Raw genomic sequence first — 13,959 nt, 5'->3', positions numbered from 1 at the left:
AGAGAAGAAAAGTGGCACAAAAAATCCAAGCCATTCGTGGTATGAACGACTATCTACCTGCTGACACTCGTGTATGGCAGAAAATTGAAAACACGTTAAAACAAATTTTAGCGGGTTATGGTTTTAGTGAAATCAGAACACCTATCGTAGAGCATACCCCTCTATTTCAGCGAGCAATTGGTGAAGTCACTGATGTTGTTGAAAAAGAAATGTATACTTTTACCGATCGTGGTGAAGATGCACAAAGCCTGACGTTACGTCCAGAAAATACTGCGGGCTGTGTACGTGCAGGTATCGAACATGGTTTGCTTTACAACCAAGAACAACGTTTATGGTATTTGGGGCCAATGTTCCGTTACGAGCGCCCTCAAAAAGGTCGCTATCGCCAATTCCACCAATTAGGAGCAGAAGTCTTTGGTCTACAAGGCCCAGACATTGATGCTGAGTTAATTATGTTAACGGCGCGCTGGTGGAAAGCGTTAGGTATTTCAGAACACGTAACATTAGAACTAAACTCTATTGGTTCGTTAGAAGCTCGTGCCAAATACCGTGAAGCATTAGTTGCCTTTTTAGAGCAGCACGTTGATAAGTTAGACGAAGACTGCAAACGTCGTATGTATTCTAACCCATTGCGTGTTTTAGACTCAAAAAATCCAGAAATTCAGACTTTATTGAATGATGCGCCTGAACTTTTCGATTATCTTGATGACGAATCAAGAGCGCACTTTGATGGTCTTTGTGCATTATTAGATGCTGTGGGTATTACATATCGTGTTAATCAGCGCTTAGTGCGAGGCTTAGATTATTATAACCGTACTGTTTTTGAGTGGGTTACCAGCGCATTAGGATCACAAGGCACAGTTTGTGCTGGTGGTCGTTACGATGGACTTGTGAAGCAACTTGGCGGACATCCAACACCTGCTGTGGGTTTTGCAATGGGTATGGAGCGCATGATTTTATTAGTTCAAGCGGTTAACCCTGAATTTGTTGCAGATACCAATGTGGCTGATGTTTACCTTGCTTCTTTTGGTGAGAAGAGTCAAAGCGCAGCATTAATGCTTGCTGAAGAAATTCGTGACCAATTACCAACATTACGTCTAATGACAAATCATGGTAATGGCAACTTTAAAAAACAATTAGGACGTGCCGATAAACAAGGCGCTAAAATTGCATTGATTTTAGGCGAAGATGAAATTAATGCCGGCACCGTTGCAGTGAAAGATTTGCGTTCAGGAGAACAAACAATCGTTGCTCGTAATGAGCTAGCTCAGCAATTGACTCTGTTATTAGGTTAAGGAGAGACTTGTGGAAGTTTATAGCACTGAAAACGAACAAGTTGATGCAATTAAACAGTTTATAAAAAATTACGGTTTAACCATTGTTTTAGCCGCGGTTATTGGTTTTGGTGGTGTGTTTGGTTGGAAATATTGGCAATCACATCAAACAAATCGCTTGCAAGAAAGTGCAAGTGCTTTTGCAACCGTGAGTGAAGCACTCGCTAAACCAACCCCTGAAAATATTGCGTTAGCTGAAAAATTTGTTACAGATACAAATGATGTTTATGGCGCATTAGCGTCACTAGAACTTGCACAAATTGCTATCGATGCTAATGATTTAGTTAATGGTGAGCGTCATCTGACAGCCGCTATTACAAAAGTAAAAAATGATGCATTTGCAGATATGCTTAACCTTCGTTTAGCTCGCGTACAATTAGCATTAGATAAAACTGATGCTGCTTTGATTTCGTTAGAGCAAGTGAAAGGCAAAGCATGGAATGGAATGAAAAATTATATCCGTGGTGATGTATTAGCGAAAAAAGGCGATAATGCAGGTGCAGCAACCGCTTATCGTAGCGCATTAACTGATGAAAATGCGGGTGCTATTCGCTCACTGGTTGAACTTAAACTCAATAATTTATCCAATTAAAGGGATCTTCAGACATGCAACTGCGTAAAACTCTCCTGGTTGGTCTACTAGCATCTGCTTTATTGGCAGGGTGTTCTAGTGAACAGGATAATGTGACAATGTCTCCATTACCTGAGGTGCAGAGCCAATTTACACCTAGAGCTGTTTGGGACAAATCAGTTGGAAATGGTATTGGTAAATACTATTCTCACTTGTCACCAACATGGGATGGCTCAGTTGTCTATGTCGCTGATCGCCATGGTTTAGTTAAAGCGTTAGATTTGGAAACAGGTAAAGAGCTCTGGTCACAAGATCTCTCTATTAAAACGGGTTTTCTTTCATCCAATGAATCCGCATTACTTTCTGGTGGATTGACTGTTTCAGGTACTCGCGTTTTTGTGGGAACTGAAAAAGCAAAAGTCTATGCGTTGAATACTGATAATGGTTCTATTGATTGGGAAACCGATGTTGCAGGCGAAGCCCTTTCAAAACCTGTTGTTAGCGATGGGTTAGTGCTTATTCATACCAGTAATGGCTTATTGCAAGGGTTGGATTTATTAACTGGCGAAATATCATGGACGGTTAATTTAGATACACCATCATTATCTCTGCGTGGTGAATCTGCGCCAGCTGTCGCTTATGGTGCTGCAATCATTGGTGCAGATAATGGCCGTGTCAGTGCAGTTATCCTTTCTCAAGGACAGTTGATTTGGCAACAAAATATTTCACAGATTAAAGGCTCAACTGAAATTAGCCGATTAAATGATGTGGATATGACACCGATTATTGATGAAAATACGGTATATGCGATGGCGTATAACGGTAACTTAGTTAGCCTTGATATGCGTTCTGGACAAATTCTTTGGAAACGCGATTTAGGTTCAGTCAATGATATGGTGCTATTAGGTGATAATCTTTACCTTGTTGACCAAAATGACCGAGTTTTATCTGTTCGTAAATCTGATGGTGTGACATTATGGACACAAGAAGATTTGTTGCATCGTAATTTAACCGCCCCTGCTATTTTTGATGGCTATTTAGTGGTTGGTGATGCTGAAGGTTATCTCCATTGGATTGATACCTCAACAGGTAAATTCATTGCACAAAACGAGGTAAATAGCTCAGGTTTATTAAGTCGCCCTCAAGCGGTAAATGATAAACTGATGATCCAAGCTCGTGACGGTAAGCTTTATCTTTATAGTCGGTAATTAATTACTGACAAATCCATTTATTTTACGGCTCCTTTAAAGGAGCCGTTTCGTCTTTTTAGTAATTACATGTAAAATACAATCAGAATTATGATTGTATTTTTATGAGGCATCAAAAAATGATACCCGTTATTGCCTTAGTAGGGCGCCCTAACGTGGGTAAATCCACGTTATTTAATCGACTAACACGCACCAGAGACGCATTAGTTGCCGATTTTCCTGGCCTCACTCGTGACCGTAAATACGGTCGTGCAGAGTTAGAGGGCGAAGAATTTATTATTATTGATACTGGTGGTATTGATGGCGCTGAAGAGGGTGTTGAAACCCATATGGCATCACAATCATTACAGGCAATTCAAGAAGCCGACGTTGTACTATTTTTAGTTGATGCGCGTGCTGGTTTAATGCCAGCAGACCAAGGTATTGCCAAACATCTTCGTGGTGTTGAGAAAAAAACATATTTAGTTGCGAATAAAACTGACGGTATTGATACTGATACTGCGTTAGCTGATTTCTATTCTTTAGGTTTAGGTGAAATTTTCCCAATTGCAGCCTCGCATGGTCGTGGTGTGGCTCAATTAATTGAACAAGCATTATTACCTATTACAGGGAAAGTGGTTGAAGAAGAAAAAGAGCTGACTGAAGAAGAAGAGAATGCAGCATATTGGGCTGCATTAGAAGCTGAGCAAGAAGCACAAGCATTAGAAGAGGAAGAAGATGACTTCGATCCTTCTACATTACCTGTAAAATTGGCGATTGTTGGTCGTCCTAATGTAGGTAAATCGACGCTGACAAATCGTATGCTTGGTGAAGATCGTGTTGTTGTTTACGATATGCCCGGTACAACACGTGACAGTATCTATATTCCTATGCAGCGTGATGATAAAGAATATATCATCATCGATACAGCAGGTGTTCGTAAGCGCGGTAAAGTGAAAGAAACAGTAGAAAAATTCTCTGTTATCAAAACACTGCAAGCGATTGAAGATTCTAACGTTGCATTGTTAGTTATTGATGCCCGTGAAGGTATTTCAGACCAAGATCTTTCATTATTAGGTTATATCTTGAATGCAGGTCGTTCATTGGTGATTGCTGTTAATAAATGGGATGGCATGACACAAGATGATCGTGAACAAGTAAAAGCCATGCTTGATCTTAAACTCGGTTTTGTTGACTTTGCGCGAGTTCACTTTATCTCTGCATTACATGGTAGTGGTGTAGGTAATCTTTTTGAATCTATTCAAGAAGCTTATGTCTGTGCGACACGTCGTGTAGGTACATCAATGCTCACTCGCATCATGAAGATGGCAGAAGATGATCACCAGCCACCAATTGTTCGTGGACGTCGTGTAAAAATGAAATATGCACACGCCGGTGGTTATAACCCACCTGTTGTGGTTATTCATGGTAATCAGGTAACTGATTTACCAGATAGCTATAAGCGTTATTTGATGAACTATTTCCGTCGTACTCTGCAAGTTATGGGCACGCCAATCCGTATTCAATTTAAAGAGGGTGAAAACCCTTATGCGGATAAGAAAAACAAATTAACACAATCTCAGTTGCGTAAACGTAAACGTTTAATGTCTCACTTGAAGAAATCGAAATAAGTTAATTTAGTATCAAAATAAAAACTGAGTTCAATTTATAATGAACTCAGTTTTTTTAAATCTCAACCTATTGATTGGCTAGCATTTTTTCTACCATGAGTTGAGCAATAATCGCTTGCTCACCGCTTGTCATTGGTGTGGTATCATTTATTACACATTGAATAAAATGCTCAACTGCACCAATAAAACCTCTTTGTAATAGAATGGGATCCCAATTTTCAGGGTGTTTTTCAGTTATTGAATTATTATTTTCACTGCGCCATAAATTCATATTTGTAATTTGATGAATGGCATCTTCACTTACAGCAATAAGTTGTTCTTGTTGGCTACCCGCTTTCCTATGCATAGAGGTTGTTATCCAACAATCCTTACTTTTTAAATGATGTTCCGCATAAAACAGTGAGTTTTTTTCTGTTTGAGTAATACTACCACTGAGCAGCTCTGCTTTTGAGCCTGTAAGCCAAAGTGCAGTATCAACAACATGTAAATAATCATCCAACAAAGTAAAACGTGTATCGTTAGGGCCAACGCTATCACACCGATGTTTATCAATTCTTAATGAAGAGAGGTGAGAGATATTTTGTTTTAACTGGTGATAAAAAGGCGCGAAACGACGATTAAAACCGACCATTAGCTTTTTATTTTTTTTAGTAGCAAGCTCAATCAATTCTTCAGATTGATGAATATGTTCAGTTAAAGGCTTATCAACATAAACATGAACACCGGTATTTAATAAAAAGTCTATAACTTCAAAATGGCTTGAAGTTGCACTGTGCACAAATATAGCATCACATTGATTAGCAAGCGTATCTAACCTATCGAAGTAAGGAATACGATAATCAGTACAAATCTTAGTTCCTTTTTCTTTATTAGGTGAATACGCACCTAAAAATTCCCAGTTAGAAGCTTTAGTTAAAATAGGAAGATAAACTTTTTGTGCAATTGATCCTAAGCCGACCATACCGATACGTAATTTCGTCATTATTCACCTTTCTTATTAATGCAGAGCCTGTTAACTCTAGATCATTTCGTTCTATTTGTACGATATACGTGGCTATTATTTCAATGAGAAATTTAGCTAGGAACTCATCATGGTAGATAGAGTGATAAATTTTAAAGTTATTGAGATCGGGGTTTCTCGTATTTCATAAATAATTAATTTAGCGATTTCAATAAACACTTAAAATAAGAGTGATTCTTATTTGCTTTAATGAGCCAGCTATCTTGAAAAAATATATTATTGTTGCGTCTGTTTTTGTTCTTTCTGCTTGTGCAACACCTGAAAAATGGGAAGCAAACACCACCACACCATCTCCTTTAGATATCGCTAAGAACATGTGTATGCAAGAAGCCAAAGCGCGATATCCCGCGAGATATATGGCTTCAAGTCAACCTTCTTTTGCTCCAATGAAAATAAATGGTAAAGATATGCCAAATTCAGGGGCAGGTACATCTTTTCCTTCAGATGCGAATGAATGGCAACGTAGAGATTATTTTAATACCTGTATGAGAGGAGAAGGTTGGGAAAATAAAAATAAAGTCACCGGATTACTGGCCTTTTTATTTAATTGATCTTAGAAAATATTTTTATTAACTTTCTTGTTTTGTCTTAGTAGAGCCACTTTATAAAGTGGCTCTACATTTAATGATTTATTGGCTTTATACCCACTCTTTTTGGATCAAAAAGTCACTGTATAGCTTTGCTTCTGGAGTATCTGGCTCGGGCGAATAATCATACTCAAAACGGACTAAAGGTGGCATAGACATTAAAATTGACTCTGTTCTCCCTCCACTTTGTAGCCCAAATAAGGTTCCTCTATCCCACACTAAATTAAACTCAACATAGCGACCACGACGATAGAGTTGGAATTGGCGCTCACGCTCTCCCCAAGGTATTGATTTACGCTTTTCAACGATAGGTAAGTAAGCATCAAGATAACCAAGGCCGACACGTTGAACAAACTCGAAACAATGGTCAAAATTGGGGGTATTTAAATCATCAAAGAAAAGCCCACCGACACCGCGAGACTCGTTGCGGTGTTTAATATAAAAATAATCATCACACCATTTTTTATAACGCGGATAATAATCTTCATCAAAAGGGGTGCAAACGGATTTAGCAACCTTATGCCAATGAATAACATCTTCTTCAAACCCATAATAAGGTGTTAAATCAAAGCCACCACCAAACCACCAAATGGGATCTTCACCTTCTTTTTCAGCAATAAAAAAACGGACATTCGCATGAGAGGTTGGAATATAAGGATTAAGTGGATGAATAACTAATGAAACTCCCATTGCTTGAAAACGACGTCCTACTAATTCAGGGCGATGCGCCGTTGCAGATTTAGGGAGTGATTCACCATAGACATGTGAAAAGTTAACGCCTGCTTGTTCAAAAAGTGCCCCATGGGTTAATACGCGAGTACGGCCACCGCCACCTTCTTTTCTTTCCCAATTATCTTGCTGAAAAGTCGCTTTTTGGTCTATGTTTTCAAGAGAGTGACAAATCGTATCTTGTAGTGATAAGAAAAATTCTTTAACACGATGAATATCAGGTAAATTCATAATAACCTACAATTTTTATCATATTTATTAAAAATAGAACTCCATATTGTCTATGTTCTCATTTTCAAGTTGATTCATAAACCAAACAAGCGATAATAAATTCAGATTTATATGAACAATAACAGGCAAAACCATGGAAATACGTGTATTTCGCCAAGATGATTTTGAGGCAATTATTACTCTTTGGGAACGTTGCGATTTAATTTCGCCAGAGAACGATCCCGAAATTGATATTGAAAGAAAAATAAACCATTCACCTGATTTATTTTTGATTGCAGAAGTGGCCGGTGAACTGGTAGGGAGTGTGATGGGGGGCTATGATGGTCATCGTGGATCTTTATACTATTTAGGGGTTCATCCTGACTTTCGTGGTAGAGGCATTGCGAATGCATTGATCTCTCGATTAGAGAAAAAGCTGATCGCGAAAGGATGTCCACAAATTACATTAGTTGTACCAGAAGAAAATGATGCAACGATTTTTATGTTTGAAAAGTTATTGTATGAAGATCAAAACCAAGAAAGTACAACTTATACTAAACGGTTAATTATCGATCAGGATTTCGATCTCTAACTATGTCATAAGCCCTCAGTATTTTGAGGGTTATTTTTACTTCTGTGTTTGTCCTTTCGGTTTCTCTAATTTTATCTCTACACTTAATTCTCTTATTTTATACGTAAAATCTGATATTGCTTTTTCTATGGAACAAACTGTGATGTAAAGGGTCGTAATTAGGCTTTCTTTTTCATGGGGTTATTTGGCGTTAAATTAGACAATACATTGTTATGCTAATTTATTGTGAGTGTTTTAGTCTGATGATTGAGGTGCAGTAAAGAGTAAGATAAGGTGTGCCTAATGACATCAATATCTATTTTAATGAGTGATGAAAAAGTTTAACGGAGAAACAAATGATGCCTAAGTTTTGGTTACCCTTGTGTTTAAGCACAAGCGTTTTGCTATTAAGTGGCTGTTCATCCATGGGAGGAATGTCTTTTTCTGCACTAAATCCGATGAATTGGTTTTCAAATGATACACTGACCGTTTCTGCTAATGGATTAGGTAATATTACAAACTCAACAAAAATAACAGAAAATGATATTAAGAATGAGCTAGGGAGTCGTTTCCATTATCGTGAAGGCATGGAAATGCAAGGTAGTGATATTACCGTTATTGTTCAGGGTCTAGAAGATAATAAAATTCAAGTGGCTTTCTATGGTAAAGAAAAAGGCACCGTTGAGAAAATAGAAGTCTTTGATGTCAAAGCAACGACGGATTGGGGCACGACTATGGGTACGCCATTTAAAGATATCTATAAAAAAGCCTTTGGTGCGTGTAGCAAAGGCCCTAAAGATGAAAAACAAAGAACAATATTATGCCAATCAGAGCAAGCTAAATCAGTGAGTTATGTCTTTAGTGGACAATGGGACGGCCCTGATGGATTAATGCCACCGGATGAAGTTTTATCGAATTGGACATTAACGCAAATTATTTGGCAGAACAAAACACCTACACGCTATTCCCTATAATATATGGAAGATTTTATAATCAGACTGTCTGATTTTTGTTAAAAGGCAAATCTTCGGAAAAAAATATTCGATATAATTAACATTATTCCGAGCGTTTTGATTATTGATTAGGGAAGCAATATGTCTCATGCACAAAGTGGCATTTTAGTCGCACATAGTAAATTTGGTCTTTTCATCGAAGCAATGGTCGTGGGTGAATTAGAATTTCTGCGTCAAGGATGTCAGAAATTTATGCAATCATTATCTGATTTACAAAAGCAATTTCCTGATGCGTCATTAGGCGCAGTTGTTGCATTTGGCTCCGATCTTTGGAAAAAATTATCAGATGAAAATAGTGCACCTGAACTAAAACCTTTTCGCCCGTTAGGTAAAGGTTTAGCACCAGCAACACAACGAGATCTACTTATTCACATTCAATCTATGCGTCATGATGTGAACTTTTCGTTGGCACAAGCGGCAATTGCTGCTTTTGGTGATGCCATTAAAATTGAAGAAGAAATTCATGGTTTCCGTTGGATAGAAGAGCGCGATTTAAGTGGTTTTATTGATGGTACAGAAAACCCACAAGATGATGAGCGCTACGGTGTTGCATTGATTAATGATGGTGTTGATGCTGGTGGTAGTTATGTTTTAGTTCAGCGTTATGAGCATAATCTAAAAAAATGGGCTCGTTTTAGTGAATCAGATCAAGAAAAAATGATCGGTCGCACTAAAAAAGATAGTGTTGAACTTGATGAATCTGAACGTAATGTTACCTCTCACGTTTCTCGTGTTGTAATTGAAGAAGACGGTGAAGAGTTGGCAATTTTACGTCACAGCCTACCTTATGGTACTGCAAGTGGTAAACATGGTTTATATTTCTTAGCTTATTGTGGTCGTTTATATAATATTGAACAGCAATTACTAAGTATGTTTGGTGAATTAGACGGCAAACATGATGACTTACTACGTATGAGTAAACCTGTTACAGGAAGTTACTACTTTGCTCCATCTTATGAAGTCTTAAAAGCACTGTAAATTACCGAGTATTAAATAAGTTTTTATTGATGAAATGCCTGCTTTAATCGCAGGCATTTTTGTCTGAATTTTTTTCACATTAATCTTAATCAATATAAATTTAATGAATTAGCTTGCGTTTCACTTAATTTTAATAGCTTTCGGTTATATCAAATAACAAAAGCTAACTACACTGTTATAAATAAAGCCGATAAAGTAACCATTAGAATAAAACTTACAATGATGGGTACTCTTGATGAAGAAAAATACAATCAGAACCTTTGCATTACAAGCAACTACAGCATTGTCTTTGGTTGTCAGCAGTTATGCAGGGGCGGCTCAATTACTTAATAGCTCTTATGACATTGCGCGAGAGTTATTCACACAGCTAAATAGTCATTTTAAAACCCAGTGGGATGCACAGCATCCTGATGACAAAGTGACAATCAAACAATCTCATGCTGGCTCTTCTAAGCAAGCACTTGCGATATTGCAAGGGCTACCTGCGGATGTGGTGACATACAACCAAGTGACAGATGTGCAAATTCTGCATGATAAAGGCAAGCTTATTCCTGCGAATTGGCAACAACGTTTGCCCAATAATAGCTCACCTTATTATTCCACTATGGCCTATTTAGTTCGCAAAGGTAATCCTAAAAATATTACGACATGGGAAGATCTAACCCGTGAAGATGTCAAAGTGGTTTTCCCTAATCCAAAAACATCAGGTAATGGGCGTTATACCTATTTAGCTGCTTGGGGGGCTTTTGAAAAAGCCTATGGTAATAATGCAAAAACCCAAGAAGCAATGAAAAAGTTCCTTAAAAATGTTGAAGTGTTTGATACCGGAGGTCGTGGAGCTACAACTTCTTTTATTGAGCGTGGACTAGGGGATGTGCTGATCAGTTTTGAATCGGAAGTTAATAATATTCGCCAGCAATATGGCGAAGATGAATATCAAGTTATTGTGCCACCCGTAGATATCCTAGCTGAGTTTCCAGTTGCTTGGATTGATAAAAATGTGCAACGTAACGATACCGAAGCATTGGCAAAAGCTTACCTCAATTATTTATATAGCCCTGAAGCACAAGAGATCATCACGCAGTTTAACTATCGCGTAAATGATAAAGCTGTGATGGCTCCAAAGGCAGCACAATTTCCAGCAACGTCTTTATTTACTGTTGAAGAGATATTTGGCGACTGGAATAACGTGATGAAAACGCATTTCACAACAGATGGCATGCTTGACAAGTTATTAGCGCAAGGACGTCAATAATGTTTACCACAACCAGCAAACGGGTATTACCAGGATTTGGATTAAGCTTAGGCGGAACCTTATTTTATACCTGCTTGATCTTACTATTACCAATGAGTGCGCTGGTTGTGCAACTTTCTGATATGAGCTGGGCGCAATATTGGGCAGTCATAACGCATCCTCAAATTGTTGCTGCGTATAAAGTCACACTACTCGCGGCTGCGGTTGCCAGTATTTTTAATGCTATTTTTGGCATGTTGCTTGCGTGGATCATTACACGTTATCGTTTTCCGGGCAGACAATTACTTGATGGTTTAATGGATTTGCCTTTTGCTTTACCCACTGCGGTTGCAGGATTAACGCTTGCTACTCTGTTCTCAACACAAGGCTGGTATGGCTTTGTGCTAGATAAATTTGATATCAAAGTTATTAATACATGGATTGGGATAGCTGTTGCTATGGCCTTTACCAGCTTACCTTTTGTAGTAAGAACGGTTCAGCCAGTACTTGAAGAATTAGGCCCAGAGTATGAAGAAGCCGCTGAAACGCTAGGGGCGAGCCGTTGGCAAACATTTCGTAAAGTTGTATTACCTGAATTATCACCCGCATTAATTGCTGGAACCGCGCTCTCTTTTACGCGTAGTTTAGGTGAGTTTGGTGCCGTTATTTTTATTGCCGGCAATATTGCATGGCAAACAGAAGTAGTTTCCTTGATGATTTTTATTCGATTACAAGAGTTTGATTATCCTGCGGCTAGTGCTGTGGCTTCTGTGATTTTACTTGTTTCTTTAGTCTTACTGTTTTCAATTAATGGATTACAAAGCCGATTTGGTCAACGGTTGAGGGGGCATTGATGTCAGATATTATACAACAACGCTCTATTTATCGTCGGCAAATTGATTGGGTGAAGTGGGGATTGATCCTTACAGGTATTGTGTTATCCATTTTATTTTTAGTTGTGCCTATTGCGTGGATCTTTATGACCGCGTTTTCAAAGGGTGTTGAAATATTTACAGAGAACTTATTAGACAGCGATATGTTACATGCTGTCTGGCTAACGGTATTAATCGCGCTAATCACAGTACCTGTCAATATGTTGTTTGGTGTCAGTATGGCATGGTTGGTCACTCGTTTTCGTTTTCCGGGACGCCAACTGTTAATGACATTGATTGATATTCCTTTTGCGGTATCGCCTGTTGTCGCTGGACTGCTCTACTTACTTTTTTACGGTAGTAATGGCTGGGCAGGTCAATGGTTATCTCAGTTTGATATTCAACTTATGTTCTCATGGCCAGGGATGGTTTTAGTCACCGTATTTGTGACTTGTCCTTTTGTTGTTAGAGAACTGGTACCTGTAATGATGAGTCAAGGCAGTCAAGAAGATGAAGCGGCTGTGTTATTAGGGGCGAGTGGATGGAAAATGTTTTGGCGCGTGACATTGCCGAATATTCGTTGGGCGTTACTCTATGGTGTGGTATTAACCAATGCCAGAGCCATTGGTGAGTTTGGTGCTGTTTCAGTAGTATCCGGTGCCATTCGTGGTGAAACATATTCACTGCCGTTACAAGTTGAATTACTGCATCAAGATTACAATACCGTTGGTGCTTTTACGGCGGCTGCATTACTCGCCATGATGGCGATATTCACCTTAATGTTTAAAAGTGCATTGCAATGGCATTTAGCTCGCCAGCAATGACATCATTATTGACACAAAAGTAGAGGCAAAATATGAGTATTGAAATTAATAACGTCACAAAATATTTTGATCGCACCGAAGTGTTGCATGATGTCAGTCTTGATGTCGCTTCAGGTGAAATGGTGGCATTGTTAGGACCTTCAGGATCAGGAAAAACAACGCTTTTACGTATTATTGCGGGATTAGAACATCAAACCCAAGGAAACATCTGTTTTGAAGGGCAAGATGTTAGTCAATTACATGCACGTTCACGTAAAGTCGGTTTTGTTTTTCAACATTATGCACTGTTTCGCCATATGACCGTATTTGAGAATATTGCATTTGGTTTAACCGTATTACCACGTCGTGAAAGACCAAACAAAGATGCTATTCATAAAAAAGTGACTCAACTATTGGAAATGATCCAATTGCCTCACTTAGCTCAACGCTATCCGGCACAATTATCCGGTGGGCAAAAACAGCGGGTGGCTTTAGCTAGAGCTTTGGCTGTAGAGCCTCAAATTTTATTATTAGATGAGCCTTTTGGCGCTTTAGACGCCAAAGTAAGAACAGAATTACGCCGTTGGTTACGTGAATTGCATGAAGAGCTTAAATTTACTAGCGTCTTTGTGACTCATGATCAACAAGAAGCGATGGAAGTGGCTGATCGCATTGTGATAATGGGAAATGGAAAAATAGAACAAGTGGGTACACCACAAGAAGTGTGGCAATCGCCTTCAAGCCGTTTTGTACTCGAATTTCTAGGTGATGTTAATCATCTACAAGGTGAGATTAATGGCGCCCAATTACACATCGGGGGCTATCACTTGCCGTTGTCGGTAACACCGCTTTATCAAGGTGAAGTAGATGTATTTTTACGCCCTTGGGAAATAACATTAAGCACACATGAAAATAGTGTTTGTCGATTACCTGTTAAAGTGATTGAGGCTTCACCTAAAGGGCATTATTGGCAATTGATTTTACAACCCATTGGGTGGAGTAAAACGCCAATTACGGCAGTATGCAATGAGATGTCTTTAACGCCAGAAAAAGGAAACACCTATTATATGGGAGGTGCCCAAGCCCGTTTATATTCGGGAGATACTCCCTTAAAAACGGTATCGTTGGCGTATACCGCGTAATTATATTTCTCCTTGTACTCCCTCATTTTCACCCATGCTTATTTTTATGCATGGGTGTTTTGGTTTTTACAATGAC

Annotated in this window: 14 protein-coding genes; 12 read left to right on the top strand and 2 right to left on the bottom strand. The window is 38.7% G+C overall.

Features of this window, described 5'->3' with window-relative positions; translation table 11 throughout:
* Positions 1 to 11 precede the first annotated feature (11 nt).
* The 4 genes from hisS to der all read left to right on the top strand — a co-directional run bounded on the left by hisS (position 12) and on the right by der (position 4,723).
* On the top strand, positions 12 to 1,295 hold the full coding sequence (gene hisS / locus JEP40_RS11455) for a histidine--tRNA ligase (RefSeq protein WP_198623653.1): 1,284 nt from the start codon (positions 12 to 14) through the stop codon (positions 1,293 to 1,295).
* A 10-nt stretch (positions 1,296 to 1,305) separates the two neighbouring features.
* Positions 1,306 to 1,926 (top strand): YfgM family protein, encoded by a 621-nt coding sequence (locus JEP40_RS11450; protein WP_198623652.1) that lies wholly within the window; start codon positions 1,306 to 1,308, stop codon positions 1,924 to 1,926.
* Positions 1,927 to 1,940: 14 nt separating this feature from the next.
* On the top strand, positions 1,941 to 3,113 hold the full coding sequence (bamB, locus tag JEP40_RS11445; protein WP_198623651.1) for an outer membrane protein assembly factor BamB: 1,173 nt from the start codon (positions 1,941 to 1,943) through the stop codon (positions 3,111 to 3,113).
* A 119-nt stretch (positions 3,114 to 3,232) separates the two neighbouring features.
* Positions 3,233 to 4,723 carry a ribosome biogenesis GTPase Der gene (der, locus tag JEP40_RS11440; RefSeq protein ID WP_198623650.1) on the top strand — a complete coding sequence of 497 codons (1,491 nt, stop codon included), beginning with the start codon at positions 3,233 to 3,235 and terminating at the stop codon, positions 4,721 to 4,723.
* Between the two features lie 67 nt (positions 4,724 to 4,790).
* Here the strand turns inward: der and JEP40_RS11435 are convergent, their stop codons facing one another.
* A complete protein-coding gene (locus JEP40_RS11435; protein WP_198623649.1) occupies positions 4,791 to 5,705 on the bottom strand; it encodes a Gfo/Idh/MocA family protein in 915 nt (304 codons plus the stop codon).
* Positions 5,706 to 5,947: 242 nt separating this feature from the next.
* On the opposite strand from JEP40_RS11435, the gene JEP40_RS11430 reads away from it, so the two are divergent.
* Positions 5,948 to 6,295, top strand: coding sequence for a hypothetical protein (locus JEP40_RS11430; RefSeq protein ID WP_232799260.1), 348 nt, complete (start codon positions 5,948 to 5,950; stop codon positions 6,293 to 6,295).
* Between the two features lie 87 nt (positions 6,296 to 6,382).
* On the opposite strand, the gene hemF is transcribed toward JEP40_RS11430, so the two are convergent.
* Positions 6,383 to 7,291 carry an oxygen-dependent coproporphyrinogen oxidase gene (gene hemF, locus JEP40_RS11425; RefSeq protein ID WP_198623648.1) on the bottom strand — a complete coding sequence of 303 codons (909 nt, stop codon included), beginning with the start codon at positions 7,289 to 7,291 and terminating at the stop codon, positions 6,383 to 6,385.
* Between the two features lie 133 nt (positions 7,292 to 7,424).
* On the opposite strand from hemF, the gene JEP40_RS11420 reads away from it, so the two are divergent.
* The 7 genes from JEP40_RS11420 (at position 7,425) to cysA (ending at position 13,883) form a co-directional block, all read left to right on the top strand.
* Positions 7,425 to 7,862: a GNAT family acetyltransferase gene (locus tag JEP40_RS11420; RefSeq protein WP_109407309.1), complete on the top strand. Its 438-nt coding sequence runs from the start codon at positions 7,425 to 7,427 to the stop codon at positions 7,860 to 7,862.
* 335 nt (positions 7,863 to 8,197) lie between these two features.
* Positions 8,198 to 8,815 carry an RpoE-regulated lipoprotein gene (locus JEP40_RS11415; RefSeq protein ID WP_232799259.1) on the top strand — a complete coding sequence of 206 codons (618 nt, stop codon included), beginning with the start codon at positions 8,198 to 8,200 and terminating at the stop codon, positions 8,813 to 8,815.
* A gap of 120 nt (positions 8,816 to 8,935) precedes the next feature.
* Positions 8,936 to 9,832, top strand: a complete 897-nt coding sequence (locus tag JEP40_RS11410) for a Dyp-type peroxidase (protein WP_198623647.1) — start codon at positions 8,936 to 8,938, stop codon at positions 9,830 to 9,832.
* A 235-nt stretch (positions 9,833 to 10,067) separates the two neighbouring features.
* Positions 10,068 to 11,087: a thiosulfate ABC transporter substrate-binding protein CysP gene (gene cysP, locus JEP40_RS11405; RefSeq protein ID WP_198623646.1), complete on the top strand. Its 1,020-nt coding sequence runs from the start codon at positions 10,068 to 10,070 to the stop codon at positions 11,085 to 11,087.
* Entirely contained in the window at positions 11,087 to 11,920 is an 834-nt protein-coding gene (cysT, locus tag JEP40_RS11400; protein WP_072068681.1) for a sulfate/thiosulfate ABC transporter permease CysT, read from the top strand. Before cysP ends, cysT begins: the two co-directional genes overlap by 1 nt.
* Positions 11,920 to 12,762: a sulfate/thiosulfate ABC transporter permease CysW gene (gene cysW / locus JEP40_RS11395; RefSeq protein ID WP_198623645.1), complete on the top strand. Its 843-nt coding sequence runs from the start codon at positions 11,920 to 11,922 to the stop codon at positions 12,760 to 12,762. The genes cysT and cysW overlap by 1 nt, the downstream gene beginning before the upstream one ends.
* 32 nt (positions 12,763 to 12,794) lie before the next feature.
* Complete coding sequence (gene cysA, locus JEP40_RS11390) at positions 12,795 to 13,883, top strand: sulfate/thiosulfate ABC transporter ATP-binding protein CysA (RefSeq protein WP_198623644.1); 1,089 nt, start codon at positions 12,795 to 12,797, stop codon at positions 13,881 to 13,883.
* The last annotated feature ends 76 nt before the right edge of the window (positions 13,884 to 13,959 follow it).

It is taken from the genome of Proteus vulgaris (assembly GCF_016239305.1).
In the GTDB taxonomy this organism is placed as follows: Bacteria; Pseudomonadota; Gammaproteobacteria; order Enterobacterales; family Enterobacteriaceae; genus Proteus; species Proteus vulgaris_C.
The sequence above is the reverse complement of the archived record's forward strand: the minus strand, read 5'-3'. Positions and strand labels throughout refer to the sequence as shown.